General features: G+C 36.2%; 24 protein-coding genes. 23 read left to right on the top strand and 1 reads right to left on the bottom strand.

The features are described 5' to 3' along the window. The first annotated feature begins 80 nt into the window (after positions 1-80). From HNQ80_RS15315 to HNQ80_RS15260, 12 genes are all read left to right on the top strand, one after another. Positions 81-620: a cob(I)yrinic acid a,c-diamide adenosyltransferase gene (locus tag HNQ80_RS15315; protein ID WP_184311552.1), complete on the top strand. Its 540-nt coding sequence runs from the start codon at positions 81-83 to the stop codon at positions 618-620. Between the two features lie 113 nt (positions 621-733). Continuing rightward, complete coding sequence (hpt, locus tag HNQ80_RS15310) at positions 734-1,273, top strand: hypoxanthine phosphoribosyltransferase (RefSeq protein ID WP_207727033.1); 540 nt, start codon at positions 734-736, stop codon at positions 1,271-1,273. A 110-nt stretch (positions 1,274-1,383) separates the two neighbouring features. Next, positions 1,384-1,557 carry a hypothetical protein gene (locus HNQ80_RS15305; RefSeq protein ID WP_184311550.1) on the top strand — a complete coding sequence of 58 codons (174 nt, stop codon included), beginning with the start codon at positions 1,384-1,386 and terminating at the stop codon, positions 1,555-1,557. Between the two features lie 169 nt (positions 1,558-1,726). After that, positions 1,727-1,987 carry a YkuS family protein gene (locus HNQ80_RS15300; protein WP_184311549.1) on the top strand — a complete coding sequence of 87 codons (261 nt, stop codon included), beginning with the start codon at positions 1,727-1,729 and terminating at the stop codon, positions 1,985-1,987. A 105-nt stretch (positions 1,988-2,092) separates the two neighbouring features. After that, on the top strand, positions 2,093-2,434 hold the full coding sequence (locus HNQ80_RS26295; RefSeq protein WP_184311548.1) for a rubredoxin-like domain-containing protein: 342 nt from the start codon (positions 2,093-2,095) through the stop codon (positions 2,432-2,434). Positions 2,435-2,552: 118 nt separating this feature from the next. After that, entirely contained in the window at positions 2,553-3,125 is a 573-nt protein-coding gene (locus HNQ80_RS15290; protein WP_184311547.1) for a flavodoxin family protein, read from the top strand. Between the two features lie 12 nt (positions 3,126-3,137). Further along, positions 3,138-3,443 carry an MTH1187 family thiamine-binding protein gene (locus HNQ80_RS15285; RefSeq protein WP_184311546.1) on the top strand — a complete coding sequence of 102 codons (306 nt, stop codon included), beginning with the start codon at positions 3,138-3,140 and terminating at the stop codon, positions 3,441-3,443. A gap of 174 nt (positions 3,444-3,617) precedes the next feature. Further along, positions 3,618-4,181 (top strand): phosphate propanoyltransferase, encoded by a 564-nt coding sequence (gene pduL / locus HNQ80_RS15280; protein WP_184311575.1) that lies wholly within the window; start codon positions 3,618-3,620, stop codon positions 4,179-4,181. A gap of 20 nt (positions 4,182-4,201) precedes the next feature. Next, complete coding sequence (gene deoC / locus HNQ80_RS15275; RefSeq protein ID WP_184311545.1) at positions 4,202-4,870, top strand: deoxyribose-phosphate aldolase; 669 nt, start codon at positions 4,202-4,204, stop codon at positions 4,868-4,870. A gap of 175 nt (positions 4,871-5,045) precedes the next feature. Next, positions 5,046-6,401, top strand: a complete 1,356-nt coding sequence (locus tag HNQ80_RS15270) for a CapA family protein (protein ID WP_184311544.1) — start codon at positions 5,046-5,048, stop codon at positions 6,399-6,401. A 182-nt stretch (positions 6,402-6,583) separates the two neighbouring features. Beyond that, a complete protein-coding gene (locus HNQ80_RS15265) occupies positions 6,584-7,507 on the top strand; it encodes a CAP domain-containing protein (protein ID WP_184311543.1) in 924 nt (307 codons plus the stop codon). A 200-nt stretch (positions 7,508-7,707) separates the two neighbouring features. After that, entirely contained in the window at positions 7,708-8,313 is a 606-nt protein-coding gene (locus tag HNQ80_RS15260) for a class I SAM-dependent methyltransferase (protein WP_184311542.1), read from the top strand. Between the two features lie 184 nt (positions 8,314-8,497). Here HNQ80_RS15260 and ychF read toward each other — a convergent pair whose 3' ends face one another. Further along, positions 8,498-9,592 (bottom strand): redox-regulated ATPase YchF, encoded by a 1,095-nt coding sequence (gene ychF / locus HNQ80_RS15255; RefSeq protein ID WP_184311541.1) that lies wholly within the window; start codon positions 9,590-9,592, stop codon positions 8,498-8,500. 147 nt (positions 9,593-9,739) lie between these two features. On the opposite strand from ychF, the gene HNQ80_RS15250 reads away from it, so the two are divergent. The 11 genes from HNQ80_RS15250 (at position 9,740) to HNQ80_RS15200 (ending at position 19,749) form a co-directional block, all read left to right on the top strand. Further along, entirely contained in the window at positions 9,740-9,967 is a 228-nt protein-coding gene (locus HNQ80_RS15250; protein WP_207727032.1) for a hypothetical protein, read from the top strand. A gap of 22 nt (positions 9,968-9,989) precedes the next feature. Continuing rightward, complete coding sequence (locus HNQ80_RS15245; protein ID WP_184311539.1) at positions 9,990-10,454, top strand: YhcN/YlaJ family sporulation lipoprotein; 465 nt, start codon at positions 9,990-9,992, stop codon at positions 10,452-10,454. 86 nt (positions 10,455-10,540) lie between these two features. Continuing rightward, complete coding sequence (locus HNQ80_RS15240) at positions 10,541-11,728, top strand: hypothetical protein (RefSeq protein WP_184311538.1); 1,188 nt, start codon at positions 10,541-10,543, stop codon at positions 11,726-11,728. Positions 11,729-11,838: 110 nt separating this feature from the next. Further along, positions 11,839-13,119 carry an EF-P 5-aminopentanol modification-associated protein YfmF gene (yfmF, locus tag HNQ80_RS15235; protein ID WP_184311537.1) on the top strand — a complete coding sequence of 427 codons (1,281 nt, stop codon included), beginning with the start codon at positions 11,839-11,841 and terminating at the stop codon, positions 13,117-13,119. Position 13,120: 1 nt separating this feature from the next. After that, a complete protein-coding gene (yfmH, locus tag HNQ80_RS15230; RefSeq protein WP_184311536.1) occupies positions 13,121-14,410 on the top strand; it encodes an EF-P 5-aminopentanol modification-associated protein YfmH in 1,290 nt (429 codons plus the stop codon). A 72-nt stretch (positions 14,411-14,482) separates the two neighbouring features. Then, positions 14,483-15,232 carry a prolipoprotein diacylglyceryl transferase gene (gene lgt, locus HNQ80_RS15225; protein ID WP_279289001.1) on the top strand — a complete coding sequence of 250 codons (750 nt, stop codon included), beginning with the start codon at positions 14,483-14,485 and terminating at the stop codon, positions 15,230-15,232. A 202-nt stretch (positions 15,233-15,434) separates the two neighbouring features. Next, positions 15,435-15,572 (top strand): aspartyl-phosphate phosphatase Spo0E family protein, encoded by a 138-nt coding sequence (locus tag HNQ80_RS15220; protein ID WP_184311534.1) that lies wholly within the window; start codon positions 15,435-15,437, stop codon positions 15,570-15,572. Between the two features lie 196 nt (positions 15,573-15,768). Then, entirely contained in the window at positions 15,769-16,200 is a 432-nt protein-coding gene (gene mraZ, locus HNQ80_RS15215) for a division/cell wall cluster transcriptional repressor MraZ (protein WP_184311533.1), read from the top strand. A gap of 57 nt (positions 16,201-16,257) precedes the next feature. Then, the gene (gene rsmH / locus HNQ80_RS15210; protein WP_184311532.1) at positions 16,258-17,193 is read left to right on the top strand and encodes a 16S rRNA (cytosine(1402)-N(4))-methyltransferase RsmH; all 936 of its coding nucleotides are present in this window, start codon (positions 16,258-16,260) and stop codon (positions 17,191-17,193) included. A 30-nt stretch (positions 17,194-17,223) separates the two neighbouring features. Continuing rightward, a complete protein-coding gene (locus tag HNQ80_RS15205; protein WP_184311531.1) occupies positions 17,224-17,721 on the top strand; it encodes a cell division protein FtsL in 498 nt (165 codons plus the stop codon). A gap of 33 nt (positions 17,722-17,754) precedes the next feature. After that, on the top strand, positions 17,755-19,749 hold the full coding sequence (locus tag HNQ80_RS15200; RefSeq protein ID WP_184311530.1) for a stage V sporulation protein D: 1,995 nt from the start codon (positions 17,755-17,757) through the stop codon (positions 19,747-19,749). Positions 19,750-19,752: the final 3 nt, after the last annotated feature.

Below are 19,752 nucleotides of genomic sequence, written 5' to 3'. Positions count from 1 at the left end.
TTTTATGTAGATAATGGTGTGTAACTCAAGGAGATTTGGGTATTATATTTATGAAAGAAGTCAAAGGAGGTAATACTTTCATGAAAATATATACTAAAACAGGAGATAAAGGCCAAACCAGCTTATATGATAGTACAAGGATAGATAAGGACAGCCTTAGAGTGGAGAGCTATGGTACCATAGATGAATTGAATTCTAATCTAGGGTTTGCAAGGAATTTTGTTGAGGATAAGGATGTTGTTGAGATACTGTATAACATACAGAGAGAGCTTTTCGATGTGGCTGGAGAATTAGCTACCAGAGATCGCGAGAAATTTCCAGAGAAGATCCATGAGGGGCATGTTCAAAGTTTAGAGAGAATCATTGACACGTATCTCGAGAAAATAGATAAAATAGATAAGTTCATTATACCCGGTAGCAACAAAGCCAGTGCAGCTTTACATGTAGCTCGAACTGTATGTAGGAGAGCAGAGAGAAGGATTTTAACATTGAGTAGACATGAAGAGGTAAGTGATGTTTTAATCAAATATGTAAATCGATTATCCGATGTAATATATGCTTTGGCAAGATATCTAGAGTCTGAATTAAAATATGTAGAATTTCAAAAACCATCTCAATAGGTGGTTTTTGTTTTAGTTAGAAACACGAACAATAAATTTAAAAAACATAAAAATGTACATTTATTATAAAAATATGCTATAATGACCATAGTAATATTAGTGAGGTGAAGCCTATGGAAAAAGATATTGAGGAAGTTTTATTTACTCCAGCCCAATTAGATGAGAAAATAACTGAACTTGGACATCAGATTACAAAGGATTACCAAGGAAAAGATTTATTGATGATTGGCGTTTTAAAAGGTGCCAATGTATTTATGAGCGATTTAATGCGCAAGATTGAAACCTCAGTCAAGATAGATTTTATGGCAGTATCTAGCTATGGATTGTCTACGCAGAGTTCAGGTGTTGTAAGAATCATAAAGGATTTAGATTACAGTATCGAAGGAAAAGATGTCTTAGTCGTTGAGGACATCATTGATACTGGACTAACGTTACATTATTTATATGATAATTTATTATCGAGAAAACCAAGTAGCCTAAAAATATGTACTTTGCTGGATAAGCCTGAAAGGCGCAGGGTGGACATCCCTGTAGATTATAAAGGATTTGATATTCCTGATGAGTTTATTGTTGGTTATGGAATTGATTATGCGGAACAATACAGAAACTTACCCTATGTGGCAATCTTAAAAAGAGAGGTATACGAGAAATAAAGCGTATAATTGGTATGATTTTCAATGAAAATAGATAAGCGGGAATAAAAAGTCATTAGAACTCCTATACTAATATTGTCTAGTAGCTAGTTAAACAAAGGAGGGATATGATGGAAGCCGCTGTAAATTTTGAGCAGATCAAGGAAAAATTTAGGAATGCCAGTGTGGATGAAAAAATAGAAATTTATACAACTACACAAGGTCTTACGGTGGAACAATTCAAAGAGTTGTTAAGAATGTTTCCTTTGCAGCATCTCGATAAGCTGGAACGGGCAATGGGTTAATCAAGCTACATATGGATTTGAGACAACGAAATAAAAGAATCTCCTAATACCAACTGGATATTTAAAAGGAGATTCTTTTTACATGGAAAAAAACGATGATATACTTTCTGAATATTTATAGAAAAAATGAGAAAACTATAAAAAAATGAGAAATTCAGGAGGTTATAGGATGCATAGTAAAGTTGTAGCTGTTCAAGGTGGACTGGATGGTATTGCAAATCGACTAAGGAATAAGGGCTATTATGTAACGGATTATAATAGTTCAGATGAACCTATTGATGCCCTTGTGTATTCAGAGAATGTAGGGTATGCACAACCTCCCACCATGACAAGTGAAAGAATGCCTTCCAACAATCAGTTTGTGATTATGCTAAATGCCGATGAACTAAGCGAGGACGAAATTGTAAATAGAATTGATGCCATTCGATAGTTATTTGGAAAACTCGAAATTTTTTTGTTAAAAATGTTTGAGGCATAAAGGAAATGGATAAGTATATATTTGTAATGATGAAATTGTTAGGAGAGGATGATAGAAATGAAATTGTTTAAGTGTGAAGTCTGTAATTATATCCACACAGGAGATGCGGCACCTGAAAAGTGCCCAAAGTGTGGGGCACCAAAAGAGAAGTTTATTGAGTTAAAAGAAGAAGATACAACGAAAGTTGTGCGCTCAGAATTTAGCAATGGATTACATATGGAGCTTTATAATGTGCTTCAAGAGGTTGAAGATATTGCAGATGCAGGCATTGAAGATGATTTAGATCCAGGATGTGTGGCAATATTTAATAAGGCAAAGGAACAAGCTATTTTCTTAAGAAAAATGATTGTTGCTGAGCTGGAAATCCATATGAAAAAAGGAAAATGGGGAGCAGAATAAGAGCACTTGGTGCTCTTTTTTCTTTTGGTAAAGTAAGGAAGCACGACCTTGGAATTGAGATCGCTTTATAGTAAGATAAAAGGGTAGATTATTTAGTTAGGTTAGGGAGGCTGATTGGATGAAAGCATTGGTTGTACTAGGGAGTCCTAGAAGTAAAATGAATACAGATATCCTTCTTGAGCAAATTATAAGGGGATTATCTACTGAAGTGATTGAAATTGAAAAAATACAGCTTGGCAAATTAACGATAAGTCCATGTATTTCATGTAATGCATGTGGTAAAACAGGATTATGCTTCATAAAGGATGACATGACAGAAATTTACGAAAAATTTAATCAGTCTGATATCATCGTGATAGGATCACCTCTCTATTTTAATTCTGTTACTGGAATTACAAAAATGATGATCGATCGTTGTCAAGCATTTTGGTCAAGCAAATATGTATTCAATCAGCCTTCAATTGATAAAAATAGAGCGCGCAAGGGTGTCTTTGTCTGTACAGGAGGCGCAAAACAATCTGAGGATGGGTTTATAGGCGCTACGGTTGTGATGGATCTGTTTTTCAAAGCCATCAATACAGAATATACTCATAATTTGCTTGTAGATAATACCGACGAGTTCTTTACAGGAGAACGAAAGGATATCCTTGATAGAGCATATGATATTGGCAAAGAATTGGTAAAATTATAGGAGGTGAAAAGAATGGCAATTGTTGAAACTACAATTGTACCTTTAGGAACGGCTACAACAAGCATTAGCCATTATGTGGCTGCTTGTCATAAAGTACTCCAAGAACAGAAGGGGATTCAGTATCAACTGACACCTATGGGTACGATTATTGAAGGTGATTTAGATTTGATACTACAAGCGATAAGGAAGATGCATGAGGTGCCTTTTCAGGAAGGTGCATTAAGAGTATCGACTACAATAAAAATCGATGATCGCAGAGATAAGGCAGCATCAATGGAAGGTAAAGTGAATGCAGTACAGGAAAAATTGATAAAATAGCAAGAGAGAAAGTTTTTACTGTTTATTTGGGCAAAATTAAATTAAGGAATTTTGTTAGTATTGCTGTTTATGCATTTGATTTTTTAGAGTGATAGAGATATAATATATGCGTATTATGTATACATTATGTTCAATTTAAATGATATAAATGTAGGAGGGATTTTCATGAACAACATGCAAGTACCTGTAGGATTATCCAACAGGCATCTTCATCTGAGCAAGACACATATCGATATTCTTTTTGGTGAAGGTTATGAATTGACCAAGATGAAGGATTTATCTCAACCAGGACAATATGCTGCCAATGAAAAAGTTGATATTGTTGGCCCGAAGGGTACACTGGCAGGTGTAAGGGTTTTAGGACCAGCTAGAGGTGAAACACAAATCGAAATATCTCTGACAGATGGCTTTGTATTAGGCGTTACACCGCCTGTAAGGGACTCTGGTAATCTTGAAGGTAGTCCAGGTGCAGTGATTAGAGGACCAAAGGGTGAAGTTACAATAGATAAAGGAATTATTGCTGCAGCTAGACATATCCATATGCATACTTCTGACGCTGCTAGAATGGGATTGGTAGATAAGCAAGTTGTCTGTGTGAGAGTTGATGGCAAAAGAGGATTGATTTTTGACAATGTGCTTGTCAGAGTTCATGAAACATATGCCCTTGAAATGCACGTGGATATTGATGAAGGAAATGCTGCAGGATTAAAGAATGGAGATATTGCTGAGATTTTATAATAAAACTGGAGGTTATTTCTATGAATATTGCCAAGTACATTGATCATACCATCTTAAAGCCTGAGACACAAAAAAAAGATGTGGTTCGTATTTGTGACGAAGCAAAGGAATATGGATTTTACTCGGTTTGTGTTAATTCATCCTATGTGCCTCTGGTAAAGGAACAATTACAGGGTAGCGATGTAAAGATAACGGCTGTGGTAGGATTTCCTCTAGGTGCTATGGACATGAAGGCCAAGGCTTATGAAACTGAAATAGCAATTGAAAACGGTGCAAATGAAATAGATATGGTAATCAACATTGGTGCACTTAAGGATAAGGAATATGATTATGTCAGAGAAGATATCATGCGTGTGGTTGATGCTCTACAAAAAGATATTCTTTTGAAGGTGATCATTGAGACTTCTTTGCTAACTGAGGAAGAAAAGATTAAAGCTTGCGAGTTGTCTATGGAAGCAGGCGCTCACTTCGTAAAAACTTCAACTGGCTTTTCAACTGGTGGAGCGACCATAGAAGATGTGAAGCTTATGAGACGTGTTGTGGGCGATCGCCTGGGTGTAAAAGCTTCTGGAGGTATTCGTAATTATGAAACGGCAATAGCGATGATTGAAGCAGGCGCCAGTCGTCTAGGGGTTAGTGCTTCTGTAGCAGTAGTAAATGGTATGGATACAGGAAATAGCGGTTATTAAAGAATGGTGAAAACCATTCTTTTTTTTCTTTTTTGTTCTCAAAGCAGCGTCCTTAATTTATACTGAGAATAGATGATTAGTTAATAAAAATTTTGATGATTCTGCAGGATGTATAGAAAATAGACAAGTTACATAAAACATCGTTAAACCGTGATGATATGGGAGTGATGTAGCTATGCCTAAAAAGACGGTAGCAATTATTTTAATTTTTATATTATGCTTCAGTCAAGTCGCTTATGGACAAGAAAAACCTCAGGATACGCTGCGAATATCTTTAGTGGGAGATATCTTGCTAGATCGTGCAGTAGCTCAATATATAGAGAATAATGATGTAGATTATCCATGGGAGAAAGCAACCTCAATTTTTGGAGCCAGTGATTTGGTATTGGGAAATCTGGAAACCTCTGTGGGCATTGGGGGGCAAATTGATATAAATAAGCAATATACATTCCAGTCAAAGCCTGAGACTTTGAAAGGGATGGTCAATGCTGGGGTGCATGGTGTAGCCATTGCCAATAATCACATTTTAGACTACGGACAAGAAGGATTTGTACAAACGCTGAACTATTTAGATGCATATGGGATTAAATATGCTGGTGGTGGTAAAAACATAGAAGTAGCTTTGAAACCAGTTGTATGGGAAATGAAAGGGATGAAAATAGGGTTTTTGGCATTTTCAAGGGTAATCTATGATGTAAGCTGGTATGCAACGGAAAAAAGACCTGGGATTTTAAGCGCTTATGATCATTACACAAAACAAGTATCTGAAACAATCAGAAAGGCAAGAGAACAGGTGGATTTTTTGATCGTTTCTGTTCATTGGGGAAAGGAATTGGCTCAATACCCAGAACAGAATGAAATAAAACTTGGAAGGATGATGATCGATAGTGGAGCCGATGTAATTATGGGACACCATCCCCATGTGTTACAAGGAATTGAATTTTATAAAAATAAACCTATCGTTTACAGTTTAGGCAATTTTGTTTTTAGTTCAACAAGTCAATTGAGTAGAACTTCCATGATTTTTAATCTCGAGATTGGACCAGAAGGGATCCTAAATTCCTATGTTATACCTGTAAAAATAAACCATTGTCAGCCTACACCTGTTGAAGGAAAAGAGGGTGAGGAGGTCATTGGGATACTAAATGCGATTTCTCAGCAGTGGGACACTCGGATTCTAAAGAATGGAGATATTGTAGGGAATATTGAATATGCAAAGAGGAAGATTTCCAATTTATCTGAGGATGTACCTCTGGTAGATAGTGGTGAGAATAAATCGGTTTTGAAAGATAGACGAGCTGAAAAGCTTGAAAAGCTTTCATCATTTTTGGGATATGATTTTTATTATGATGAAGGTGCTAATATGGCTACACTGATGAAAGAAAATGAATTGTTAACCTTTGATTATGGACAAGAAGCTATAATGATTCAAAGAGAAAAGAAGAATATACTAAGATCAATATTTATTTATAAACCGCTTCATTTGATGAGTAAGCTTTTTAAGTGGGGCTTTCGATATATAGATGATTAGAAGATAGCATATATTCTATATTATACTAAATATTATGATTATAATAAATTCGAATAGATGATACTATGACGTGAACTTTCTGGATAATAATTACACCTATACTATTATTTACTACGATTTTAGACTATATTAAAATCTATCAAACTTATTGTACGGGAAATAATAGTACTGAGGTGATAAAAATGAAAAAAATATATATTTTAATTTTAGCAATTGGTATGATATTTTCTGCTTGCTCTCCGACTGTAGAACCACAGCAAAAGCCAACTACGCCACAGCAAGGTGCGACGAAACAACAGCAAAACAAAAAAGTTCAAGATCAGGATCGCGAAACTCAGGAATCTTCAATTTTTGAAGTCGGAGAAGTTAGAAACTGTAGGATTACTACAGAATCAGCACCTGTTAAAGCAGGTGCAGGTAATAACTTCAACACAGTAGCAACACTAAACAGAGACGATGTAGTAAAGGTACTAGATCAGGTCGGTAGTTGGTATGTTATCCAATTGGATAACAATCAAGTAGGTGCTATAGAAGGTACCAATGCTACCCCTATAGTAAAAGAGGGAGAAAATAAGGAGCTGCCAAAGGCTCAACAACCTCAAACAATAAAACAGAATCAGACGAATCAATTACCCAAACAAGCTGCACAGCAGCCGCAACAGAATCAACGAACACAAAATAATGTACAAGCAACACCCAATGCTACCACAGCTAAACTTGGTTCTCAAGAGCAGCAGATGGTAGACTTGGTGAACCGTGAAAGAACGAAAAATGGATTATCTGCTTTAACTGTGGATTCAGAGGTTGCTCGAGTAGCAGGAATTAAAGCCCAGGATATGGTAGATAAAGACTATTTCAGTCATTATTCTCCAACCTATGGCAGCCCTTTTGATATGATGAAAAATTTTGGCATAGAATATCTAACAGCCGGAGAAAACTTGGCAGGTAATTCTTCTGTGGAGAAAGCCCATGAAGCTTTGATGAATTCTAGCGGACATAGACAGAATATTCTTAGTCCCGATTTTACTCATATTGGAATCGGTGTACGACCAAGTGAAAAATATGGATATATATATACACAAATGTTTATCGGTAAACGAAAATAGAGAGTAAAAACCAGAAGGACACTTCTGGTTTTTTAATCTCTATTTTCCATTAGGAGAGCACTTATTGTTTAATATTTGAAATGATAATTCATGATGGCAGGAGCAGCTGGAAAAATGTAGAATATATTAAAGACAGCATAAAGAAGATATAGATCTATCGAGAAGCGTTACGGGAAATAAAGAATTTAGGGGGTTCCAACATGGAGAAGATTTTCAGACAGATTCCTTTATATCGATTTCTAATGGTTTGTAATGAAGAGAATAGTGATAAGCGCATATTGGATTGTGGTGCTGGGGGAGATTGTCCACCACTCAGTTTATTTTCAAAATATGGTTATCAAACAACTGGAATAGAGTTTGATGAAGAACAGCTTAAACGAGCTCAAAAATTTGGAGATTCACATGGTCAATGTCTGGGGATACAATTAGGGGACATGAGAACATTGCCTTTTCCTGATGAACACTTCGGAAATGTATATTCGTATAACTCTATATTCCATATGAAAAAAGTAGATATTGAGAAGTCTATACTAGAAATGAAACGAGTCTTAAAGTCCAATGGATTAATGTTTGTAAATTTCTTATCTACAGATGATTTCAGATGTGGAGAAGGCCCTTGTGTTGGAGATAATGAGTATGAACAAATGGATGATGTTCCAGTGATACACTCTTATTTTACTCATTCGGAAGCTGACAGGTATTTTGAAGATATGAAAATTTTATATAAAGAAGTACGTATTTTAGAGAGAGTCTATGAAGGTGAACTTATAAGACAGGGATTTATTGATTATATTGTTAGAAAATAATCATAAGAGATTTCACTTTATTTAATAGGAGATTCAAGGAATAGCGTTTCACATAAAATATTAAATGATGGTTGTGAATGGCTCTTCATATTTTATAGCATCATAAAAGAAAGCAATGATTTTTCCAAAATCATTGCTTTCTTTTATGATGCTTCATATGAATCTACAATACAAATAGATGATTTTACACATTAAATCTAAAGAGAATTACATCTCCATCTTTTACTTCATACTCCTTGCCTTCTAGGCGTAGAAGACCTTTATCTTTAGCAGCATTGATACTGCCAGCAGCAACCAGTTCGTCATAAGCGATTACCTCTGCTCGGATAAAGCCTCTCTCAATATCAGAGTGGATTTTTCCTGCTGCCTGAGGTGCTTTTGTACCCTTTCGAATGGTCCATGCCCTTACTTCCTGGGGACCAGCTGTTAAAAAGCTGATGAGGCCTAGTAGCTTATATCCTGCCTTGATGAGCCGATCAAGACCTGACTCTTCTAAACCGATTTCCTGTAAAAATTCAAGTTTTTCTGAATCATCTAGTTCGGAAATTTCAGATTCAATCTTTGCACATACCACTACGACTTCAGCATTCTCACATTTTGCGTGTTCTCTTACCTGCTGCACTAAGCTGTTGTCTCCGTTGTTTTCAAGTAAATCTTCTTCAGAGACATTGGCAACGTAAATAATAGGCTTGTAAGAGAGTAAGCCAAAGCTCTTTACGAATTCTTGCTCCTCTGTGGAAAGATCTAGCGCTCTTACGGATTTTCCACCTTCAAGAGTGTCCTTGATTAAATTGAGTAAATCTAATTCTGCTTGAGCAGATTTATCAGATTTGACCATCTTTTGTGTTTTCTGGATTCTACGCTCAATCACTTCTAAATCCGAAAATATTAATTCGAGATTGATCGTTTCGATATCTCTAAGTGGGCCGACAGTACCTTCCACATGAACGATGTTTTGATCTTCAAAGCATCTGACTACATGAACAATGGCCGCTACTTCACGAATGTGGGATAAAAATTTATTACCTAAACCTTCTCCTTTACTGGCACCCTTAACCAATCCTGCGATGTCATAAAATTCTATAGCAGTAGGAACAAGCTTTTTTGAATCATACATTTGTTGAAGTACATCCAACCGTTTATCTGGAACTGATACAACACCTACATTGGGTTCAATTGTACAGAATGGATAGTTAGCCGATTCTGCCCCTGCTTTGGTGATTGCGTTAAAAAGAGTACTTTTACCAACGTTTGGTAAACCTACAATACCTAATTTCATTAAATAATCTTCCTTTCAAAGCTTTCTTTGGTCAAAATACATACAGAAAAATTATAACTGATATAAGGATTTAGTTCAACAAATTAACAAATTATCTTTGTTTACATTTAGAATATCTAAAACTGTATCTACTTATACTATTTATAAATGGATAAAGGACAGGTGATAAATTTGGATAGAAAAGAGCAAATTAAAGAAATCTTATATTATGTAGATAATCATAGAGATTCTCATTTAAGCAGAAATGTGTGTGCAAGAATTTTAGGAGAAACAGAAAGACCCACCATTAATGATGAAATGATTAGAGAATTAAAAATAAAATTGCCCAATGCAAAACAAGAAGAAATTCAAGCAATATTTAATGCAGTTCACTGATAACAATTAGGAGGTGGCGGACTTGAAAAAAACAATTGCATTGATGTTAGCACTGCTTATGATAGGAGTGCTTGTGATGGGATGTCAGCCTGCTCGAAGGCCTGTACCATATACCAATGAGGAAGGTATGGCACGAAGAAGAGTAGATGTAAATGATTTAAACATCAGAGCAGAACGTATTACGAGTGAAATTGATAAGTTTTCAGAAATAAATAAATCTTATGTGGTTGTGACGGATGGAACAGCCTTGGTTGGCGTAACGACGAATGAGAAAAATAAAAGAACTGTTAGTAGAGGCTTAAGAGAAGATATTGAAAGAAAAATACAAAGTACAGACAATCAGATTGATAGGGTATATGTTACAGCCGATGCTGGATTGGTTGAGCGAATTCGTCGTGTCTCTCAAAACATATCAAAGGGATATTCTTTGACGGGAATGGCTGATGAGATACAAGATTTGCTAAATGACATGAAAGAATCTATGTAAGAAAAGAATGGGGTTATATTATGGCTCCATTCTTTTCTTCATATTTACAAGAATCTGACAATAGAATAAAGCAGGAGGGATCTGTGATGAAGAAATTAACAGTCCTAAAACAAGCACTATTGTCATTGGTTTTTGGTATTTCTATACAAGCGTATTTAGTTTTTCCAGGAGCGTATGAGAAAATAGCAATAGCTTTTATAAGTGTGTTAACCTATAGATTTGTTGTACAACAAAACAAAATAGATTGGCGCTATTATCGAAGAATGCTAGTAGTCATACTTTTAGGTATGTTTCTGGCTTATTCTATTATTGACTTTATGTCCATGGAAGAGAAACTAGATGAACAATTAAAGGGCTTGAGAAATAAAGAAAACGTAGCTGTACTACTGGTTTTTGATGGCGAATCTACGACCTATGATGTATCCCTAGCCCTGCGCAATTACAGAAAAGAAATAAAGGGACTCAGAGAAATAACAATTCCTTTGAAACTATATCAGTATAAAAAAGCTTATGAGCACCTTCGGATAAGCCGATATCAAGAAAAAGCGATTTCGATTCAAGAAAAGCTAGGAGGGCTTTTATCACCTCATTACGATGTATATATATCCTATGCTGAGGCCAATCCATACTACTATGAAGTAATGGATCAGATCATTTTAAAAGAAAACTATGATAAAGTGATTGTTCAGCCAATTAGTATTGGTGAATCACTAGAAGCAATTGCTGAAGGAAATAATAGAATTATGCCTTATTTAATTCGCAGCAAAACGATGGTACGACATGGGGAATCACTATGGAACAGCGAGAAGATAGCAAAAGCAGTAGTAAAAAGAGCTCTAGGGAATAATCCAGAAAAGGCTGAGGGTGATATCGGTATTATTTTAATGGCTGGTAGTAATATCCAAAAAATTAATACAAAGATAGGAACAATTAACATGAGACGAGAGATGCTATTTATGGAAAGAGTAAAGACTTACTTCACGCAACAGGGGATAGAAAGCAGGAAAATTATTGCACTCGATATGGTCAATGATAAAGAAGGCTTAGAGAAGGCTGTCCAACAGTTGAGATTGTATGGAGTGGGAAAAATATATCTGATATCTATCCATGATTTCTTGGATAAAATTGAAAATCAAAGTTATATTTACAAGTTTATGGAAAAGTTAGAAGAGCAGCAAGATCTCAATATGGAATATATTGATGGCTGGGGTACTGAAGATTTAGTGATTGAAGAACTTGAGAATAGAATAAGGTTATTAAATGTGCAGGAATAGAAAGGATTTAGTTGAATATGAAATGAATATTATGGTAAATTATATCCATAATAAATAATAGCTATGGATTAAATAACTAGAACGATAAAGAAAGTAGTGGAGGGATGGAATTGCTGAAACGATTGGCACCAGTAGAGCTAGGGCAGGGGATTCATCTACATATTATAAAAACAGATAAATTCAAAACAAATTTGGTTCGTGTGTATCTACAAAGGCCCTTAGAAAAGAAAGAGGTTACAAAAAATGCTTTGCTTTCTATGATTCTGCCTCGAGGAACCGAGCGATTTGCCACTTCAATGGCTATTTCAAAAGAATTGGAGGGCTTGTATGGGGCAGCCCTTAGTAGCGACGTTTCAAAAAAGGGCGAAAGAAATATTATTCAGTTTGCCCTTCAACTTGCTAGTGATAAATATCTAGAAGAGAAGGACGTCTTTGAAAAAGGACTGTCTGTCTTAAATGAAATCATTCATAAGCCTTATTTGCAAGAGGATCAATTCTATGTTCAATATGTTGAACAAGAAAAAGACAATTTGAAAGAGAGAATTGAGGGCAGAATCAATGATAAAATGAGCTATGCTCTTGAACGTTGTATTGAGGAGATGTGTTCTGATGAGAAATTCTCTTTATATGAATATGGAAGTGTTGAAGATTTAGAGAAGATTTCTCCTCAGTCTCTATATGAACATTATCAACAGGTTATTGGCAATTCGAAAGTAGATATTTTTGTTGTAGGTGATATGGATGAAACGGTGGTTGAGCATCTAATTTTGAAGCATCTAACCTTCGTACCTGGGAATAAGCTATCTGTCGAACGAGAAGAAATTAAATTTAAACCTGCAACTGTAAAGAAGGTGGAAGATCAAATGGATGTTTCTCAGGGGAAGTTAACCTTGGGATATAGAACAAATCTGCCTTTTGAAAGTGAGCTTTATCACCCTTTGGTGGTGTTTTCGAATATTTTAGGTGGAGGACCTAATTCGAAGTTGTTTAGAAATATCAGAGAGAAAGAGAGCTTATGCTACTACATATTCTCAAGAATTGAAAAATTCAAATCCTTGATGATGATTAGTTCAGGGATTGAATTCGATAACTACGATAAGGCCGTGGAATTGGTCGGAAAAGAGCTTGAAGAGATGAAAAATGGTAATTTTACCTCTGAGGACATTGAAAGTGCTAAAAATTCAATCATAACTTCTATGCAAGCGATGACAGATTCGCCTGGAATGCTTGCAGACTTTTATTATACGCAAGTGATTAGTAATAATCCTGATAGTCTTGATGAGATAATCAATAAAGTAAGAAGTGTAACGAAGGAAGCGATCATTACTTCAAGCAAACATATTGAATTGGATACAATTTACTTTCTCCGAGATAAGAAGGGGGGAAGATAAGATGCGTATAGATGTAATGGGTAGTGATTTACTCCAAGAAACTATATATTCTACAGAGCTATCCGATGGATTAAAGGTATTTTTTATGCCCAAAGAAGGCTATACAAAACAATATGCAGTTTTTGCTACAAACTATGGCTCTAATGATAGCCAGTTTAAGATTTCTTCAGAGGGAGAAGTAATTACTGTGCCAGATGGCATTGCTCACTTTCTGGAACATAAGCTTTTTGAGGAGCCTGAGGGAAGCGTTTTTGATAAGTTTTCAGAACTGGGTTCCAATGTGAATGCTTATACTAATTTTACATCAACATGTTATTTATTTTCCTCCACTGATAGATTTTATGAAAACTTGAAGCTTCTTCTTGATTTCGTTAGGACACCCTATTTTACAGAGGAGACTGTAGAGAAGGAGAAAGGAATCATCGCACAGGAAATCAGAATGTATGAGGATGATCCAAATTGGAAAGTGTTTTTTAATGCTTTGAAGGCTATGTACCATAAACACCCAGTAAAAATCGATATTGCAGGGACTGTGGAGAGTATTTATAGGATAAGCAAGGATGACTTATATACATGCTACAATACATTTTATACACCTCAAAATATGATTTTATTTATTGTGGGTGCTTTGGATAAAAAAGAAGTATTTGATTTCGTGGCCAAGACTCTGGGAGAGGGGCAGGTAAAGGAAGGCGAATGTATTCAAAGAATGTATCCTAAAGAGCCAGATACCATCGTGCAAAAAGAGGTTGAAGAAAAACTAGCAGTATCGATTCCACTTTTTAATATTGCGTTTAAAGATATTGACAATGGGTTACGCGGCAGAGAACTACTTGTTAAGGATATTTCTACAAGAATAGTATTAGAGATGTTATTTGGCAGGAGCTCCAAATTATTTAATCAGCTTTATGAAGAAGGGCTTATTAACGATTCTTTTGAGCATGAGTATACTGGCGAAATTGATTATGGACATTCGATGTTGGGTGGAGAATCAAAAAATCCCCACGAGGTATTGAATAAGATATTGGAACATATTGCTGAGGTGAAAGAAAAAGGTCTGTGCCATGATGACTTTGATCGCATACGTAAAAAGCAAATTGGACAACATTTAGGCTATTACAACTCTGTAGAATTTGTTGCGAATACTTTTGTACCCTATTATTTTAAAGGAATCAGTCTTTTAGACTATATCGAAGTGCTAAAAGAAATCAGCTTTGAAACGGTTAGTGAACGTTTTAGAAAGCATTTGGATCCAGAAAAATGTGTAATATCAGTGATTCGTCCAAAATAATTGATTTTGAAGTGAAAATTCACTATAATGAATTTAGAGGGTTGTCAGCGTTGCTGACAACCTAATCATTTTATGGAGGTGCGCAATATGGATCCTGTGGCATTTGAATTATTCGGTTTATCCATACGATGGTATGGTATATTAATTTCCCTTGGCATCGTACTGGCTACCCTTTTAGCTATACACAGGGCTAAAAAGGAAAATATAAATGAAGAAAGGATTCTTGATTTGGTACTGATCACCGTGCCAAGTGCCATCATCGGTGCCCGTTTGTACTATGTAATTTTCAATTGGAGCTATTATCAAGGCGATTTTTTTAGAATGATAAACATACGAGAAGGTGGCCTGGCCATTCACGGTGGTGTGATTGCCGGGATAATCGTAGGATATTTCTTTTGTAAATATCACAAGCTTGAATTCTGGAAAATAGCGGATATTGTTGCACCCAGCATTATTCTAGGTCAGGCCATTGGTCGATGGGGAAACTATGTGAATCAAGAGGCATATGGTGGACCAACGGATCTTCCTTGGGGAATTGTGGTAGATGGTACGAAAGTACACCCTACATTCTTATATGAGTCCTTGTGGAACTTTATGGTATGTGTCTTTTTATTGTGGTATGATCGAAGGAAAAAGTTTCAAGGAGAGTTATTGTTGTTATATGGGATCCTTTATTCTGTTGCAAGATTTTTTATCGAGGGATTACGGACAGATAGCTTAATGATTGGACCCTTTAGAACTGCCCAGCTGGTCAGTTTAACTACAATTGTCGTATTTGGTTATATTTTGTTTATGAAGAGAAAACGGAAACATGTCGAATAATAGCTAGACAAGCACGAAATGTAGTCGAAATTTTCTAAAAATTATCAAGAATTTCTTCGAAAGAGATAGAAAAAATGTATTAATGTAATATAATTGTAATAAAAATGTCAATTAACGTCATTGACAAGTTTATCCAATTATATTATTATATTAATACCACCACTATCTACCACAAACCTTTATTATGTAATGGGGTGTGGATATGTTAAAATATAATATCGAGGAATTGAGACAAAAACTCAATACAGTTATTGCTAATGGGGATAATTATGATGTTATTTATAGCATAAGTGTTGAATTAGATGAATTGATTGCGGCGTTTTATAAAGAGAATTATTAGGAACTTTTATTAAAAACCTTTAGGTCTATAGACCTAAAGGTTTTTTTGCGTCCTTTTTTGGTACCAAAGGCCTAGAAAAAAAGATGAAAAAGTGCGTTTCAAAAGAAGGAATTTCAAAAACGTTGCAGAAATTAATTAAAAGTGGGAGAAAGTGGTGGGAAGTGGTGGATAATCCCTAAGATGGGGTGAGGATGATATGTTTATAGGTGAATATCTTCATACCATTGATGTAAAGGGCAGGGTCATTATTCCTTCAAAATTTCGCGATGAGCTTGGTGAAAAGTTTATTGTGACGAAGGGACTGGACAACTGTTTGTTTGTGTACCCTGAAAACGAGTGGAAGAACTTTGACAACAAACTAAAACAACTGCCTCTTACCAGCAGGGATGCAAGGGCATTTGTAAGATTGTTTTTATCTGGAGCAACCGAATGTGAATTGGACAAGCAAGGTAGGATTACAATACCACCGAATCTTAGAGAACATGCAAAACTAGATAAAGATACAATACTAATCGGAGTTTCGACCAGGGTAGAAATTTGGAGTAGGGAAGAATGGGATCGCTATAATGAAGCAGCTGACCTTAGCTATGATGACATTGCGGAAAAGATGGCGCAATTAGGAATCTAAATAATTGATCTCACTACTGGAAAGACTAGCAATAATGATGCGAAAGTAGGTGGTTTTGTGAGCTTTGAACATGTTTCTGTTTTACTTCATGAAACAGTAGAAGGATTAAACATAAAGCAAAATGGTGTATATGTGGATGGAACCCTAGGAGGCGCCGGACATGCATCGGAAATTTGTGAACAACTGGATGTCAGCGGTACGTTTATTGGTATTGACCAAGATCAGGAAGCATTGAATGTTTCTTCGGAGAGGCTCCAAAAGTATAAGAATAAAAAGTATTTGATCCATAGCAATTTTTCAAAAATAAAAGAAGTACTAGATAAATTAGAGATTCCTAAGATTGATGGCATTATATTAGATATAGGGGTATCCTCCTATCAGTTAGACGAAAGCAGCAGAGGTTTTTCTTATATGCAGGATGCACCTTTAGATATGAGGATGGATATTTCTCAAAATTTTAGTGCAAGAAATATCGTCAATGAATATGATGAAGAAGAACTTACGCGTATTATCTATGAATATGGCGAAGAAAAGTGGGCGAAGAGAATTGCTGGCTTTATTATAAAGGAACGAAGTAGTAAACCCATTGAAACCACTGGAGAATTGGTAGAAGTGATTAAGAAAGCCATACCTGCTGCGGCGAGGCGAGAAGGACCTCATCCAGCTAAGCGAACCTTCCAAGCCATTCGGATTGAGGTAAATAATGAGTTAGGGATTTTACAGCAAACCATTCATGACATCACAGAACGTCTAAACGTGGGAGGTAGAATATGCATCATTACCTTCCATTCATTAGAGGATAGAATTGTGAAGAATACATTTAGAGATTTAAGCACAGCATGCAAATGTCCACCTGAATATCCAATATGTAAATGTAATGGGCATGCATCTTTAAAAGTAATTACACGAAAGCCTATTTTACCGTCTGAAAATGAACTGGAAATCAATCCTAGATCCCGAAGTGCGAAGCTAAGGATAGCCGAGAAAGTTTAGGGTTCTAAATAAAAAAAGGAGTGAATAAATTTGGTAGTAGCACAAAGAAAACACGAGTACTACGCATTGGAAGATGCTCAAAAAGAACAGATAAAGAAACAACCCTCAGCATCGCAAAAACGCCAGGCAATGAGGGCCGCCCATAAACTTCAAATTATCTTCAGCGTTGTTATGGTGGCTAGTCTTTGTGTAGCTATCCTCTTAGGTTATGTATCACTTACAGAGACAAAATATAGAGTACACGCTTTAGAAACAGAGATTAAGCAGTTGGAAGGTCAGATTGAGAATTATAGAGTACAGGCAGAGACTTTTAAAAAGAGTACGATCGTTGAGGAAAGAGCAATCGCGGAACTGGGAATGCAGTATCCTACAAAAAATCAAATGGTATTTCTAAACATAGATAATTCCACCGATACAGGTGCACAAGAAACGAAGGAAGAAATGGGAAAAAATGCAGATGAGAGAGATTATAGCATAATATCAGGAGTAAAAGATACTTTCCATAAGATTTACTCCCTATTGGATTGATGTCTAGATTCAAACGTAGAGGAGGCAACAAAATTGTCGTCACCCAATATCGTTCATAAGAAAAGATTAATTGTACTTTTATTTACAACAAGTATCGTATTGTTTCTGTTAATTTTCAGAATCGGATGGATACAAATAGTTAAAGGAGAAAACTATCGTCGATTGGCGCATGTACAGCAGACAAGGGATATACCTATTCCAGCCAAGAGAGGAATCATATATGATCGCAATGGGAAGGAACTAGCAATTAGTGCCAGCACAAACACTGTCTGGGCTAGACCTGCCGAAATTCTCGCTTCTGAAAAAGGCGAAGAGATTACAAAAGAATTGGCCAGCATTCTAGAGAAGGATGAAAATGAAATAAAGGATAAAGTTTTGAAAAAAAATGTTGGTTTGATCAAGGTTGAAAAATGGATTGACAAAGAGAAGGCCGATGCCATAAGAAAAGCAAAACTTGCGGGAATTTGGGTCGCTGAAGACAATCGGCGGTATTATCCTTTTGGAAATTTTGCAGCACATATTCTTGGGCATACCACTGATGACAACAGAGGGCTTGTAGGGATTGAACTGGAATACGACAAATACCTTAGTGGGCTTCCTGGCAGATGGATTAAAAACACGGATGCGGTAGGAAGGCAATTGCCCTATGGTACAGAAAAGTATTATGAGCCTGAAGATGGCTTGAATGTTGTTTTAACCATGGATGAGACAATACAACACTTTGTTGAAAAAGCTGTAGACGCTACTGTTGCCCAAACACAGGCCAAAAAGGTCATGGCTATTGTCATGGATCCCAAAACAGGCGACATTTTGGCAATGGCTAGTAAACCTGACTTTGATCCCAATGATCCTCGTACTCCAATTGCTGAAGGTGCAAAAAGAGAGTACGAAGTCTTAGATACAAAAGGCAAACAAAAGCTTTGGAATGAAATGTGGAGGAATCCTATCATTAGTGATACTTATGAGCCAGGATCGACGTTCAAGTTAATTACATCAGCGGCCGGTTTAGAAGAAGGCGTGATAGAACCAAACTCACCCTTTTACTGTTCTGGATCTATTACTGTGGCAGGGCAAAAAATAAGGTGTTGGCGTTATTATAATCCCCATGGAGCTCAAACCTTTACGCAGGGGGTACAGAATTCATGCAACCCTGTATTTATTGAAGTAGGTCAGCGATTAGGTGTTGAAAAATACTATAAATACATAGAAGCATTTGGATTTACAAAATTGACAGGTATTGATTTGCCTGGAGAAGGTGGTTCTATTGTTCAAAATCAAGGAAATGTCGGACCCGTTGAATTAGCCACAATCTCTTTCGGTCATGGTATCTCTGTGACTCCTATGCAGCTAATCAATGCTATATCGGCCATTGGAAATGATGGAAAACTAATGAAACCTAGAATCGTAAAAGAATTGGTGGATAATACAGGTAATGTGATTCATCGATTCGAGCCGAAAATGATACGTCAGGTACTATCAGAAAAAACTGCCAACGAATTAAGACTTATCATGGAAACTGTTGTAACAGAAGGCTCAGGAAAGAGCGCTTATATCCCAGGTTATCGAATTGGTGGGAAAACGGGTACTGCGGATAAAATTGAAAATGGTAGATATGCCAAAGGAAAGGTGTATTCATCCTTTGTGGCATTAGCGCCCATAGATGACCCGAAGCTTGCAGTGCTTGTCGTTGTTGATGAGCCTCAAGGTGTTCATTTTGGGAGCTTAACTGCTGCACCAGCAGTTCATGATATTTTACAAGACAGTCTACGTTACTTAGATGTGGAGCCGAAATACAATGAAAAGGAAGCCGAAACCTATGCAAAGCAAGAGATCGTGGTGCCTGAAGTAAGAAACCTATCACTGCAGGATGCATCAAAAGTGCTGATAAATCAAGGTCTTCAATTGGATACAGAACCAGCTACTGTTGAAGATCCTAAAGTTCTAGTAGTAGATCAGTTTCCAAAACCAGGGGCTAAGGTACCTGAAAAATCCATTATAATTTTATATCTAAAAAATGATGGTGAATAAATC

The sequence above is a fragment of the Anaerosolibacter carboniphilus genome, assembly GCF_014205875.1.
Taxonomy (GTDB): domain Bacteria; phylum Bacillota; class Clostridia; order Peptostreptococcales; family Thermotaleaceae; genus Anaerosolibacter; species Anaerosolibacter carboniphilus.
This window is presented reverse-complemented; position numbering and strand designations above follow the sequence as displayed.

Bases quoted from the DNA above. Each gene is read 5' to 3' on its own strand.
- HNQ80_RS15315 (WP_184311552.1), top strand. From the start codon at position 81: ATGAAAATATATACTAAAACAGGAGATAAAGGCCAAACCAGCTTATAT.
- hpt (WP_207727033.1), top strand. From the start codon at position 734: ATGGAAAAAGATATTGAGGAAGTTTTATTTACTCCAGCCCAATTAGAT.
- HNQ80_RS15305 (WP_184311550.1), top strand. From the start codon at position 1,384: ATGGAAGCCGCTGTAAATTTTGAGCAGATCAAGGAAAAATTTAGGAAT.
- HNQ80_RS15300 (WP_184311549.1), top strand. From the start codon at position 1,727: ATGCATAGTAAAGTTGTAGCTGTTCAAGGTGGACTGGATGGTATTGCA.
- HNQ80_RS26295 (WP_184311548.1), top strand. From the start codon at position 2,093: ATGAAATTGTTTAAGTGTGAAGTCTGTAATTATATCCACACAGGAGAT.
- HNQ80_RS15290 (WP_184311547.1), top strand. From the start codon at position 2,553: ATGAAAGCATTGGTTGTACTAGGGAGTCCTAGAAGTAAAATGAATACA.
- HNQ80_RS15285 (WP_184311546.1), top strand. From the start codon at position 3,138: ATGGCAATTGTTGAAACTACAATTGTACCTTTAGGAACGGCTACAACA.
- pduL (WP_184311575.1), top strand. From the start codon at position 3,618: ATGCAAGTACCTGTAGGATTATCCAACAGGCATCTTCATCTGAGCAAG.
- deoC (WP_184311545.1), top strand. From the start codon at position 4,202: ATGAATATTGCCAAGTACATTGATCATACCATCTTAAAGCCTGAGACA.
- HNQ80_RS15270 (WP_184311544.1), top strand. From the start codon at position 5,046: ATGCCTAAAAAGACGGTAGCAATTATTTTAATTTTTATATTATGCTTC.
- HNQ80_RS15265 (WP_184311543.1), top strand. From the start codon at position 6,584: ATGAAAAAAATATATATTTTAATTTTAGCAATTGGTATGATATTTTCT.
- HNQ80_RS15260 (WP_184311542.1), top strand. From the start codon at position 7,708: ATGGAGAAGATTTTCAGACAGATTCCTTTATATCGATTTCTAATGGTT.
- ychF (WP_184311541.1), bottom strand. From the start codon at position 9,592: ATGAAATTAGGTATTGTAGGTTTACCAAACGTTGGTAAAAGTACTCTT.
- HNQ80_RS15250 (WP_207727032.1), top strand. From the start codon at position 9,740: ATGGATAAAGGACAGGTGATAAATTTGGATAGAAAAGAGCAAATTAAA.
- HNQ80_RS15240 (WP_184311538.1), top strand. From the start codon at position 10,541: ATGAAGAAATTAACAGTCCTAAAACAAGCACTATTGTCATTGGTTTTT.
- yfmH (WP_184311536.1), top strand. From the start codon at position 13,121: ATGCGTATAGATGTAATGGGTAGTGATTTACTCCAAGAAACTATATAT.
- lgt (WP_279289001.1), top strand. From the start codon at position 14,483: ATGGAGGTGCGCAATATGGATCCTGTGGCATTTGAATTATTCGGTTTA.
- HNQ80_RS15220 (WP_184311534.1), top strand. From the start codon at position 15,435: ATGTTAAAATATAATATCGAGGAATTGAGACAAAAACTCAATACAGTT.
- mraZ (WP_184311533.1), top strand. From the start codon at position 15,769: ATGTTTATAGGTGAATATCTTCATACCATTGATGTAAAGGGCAGGGTC.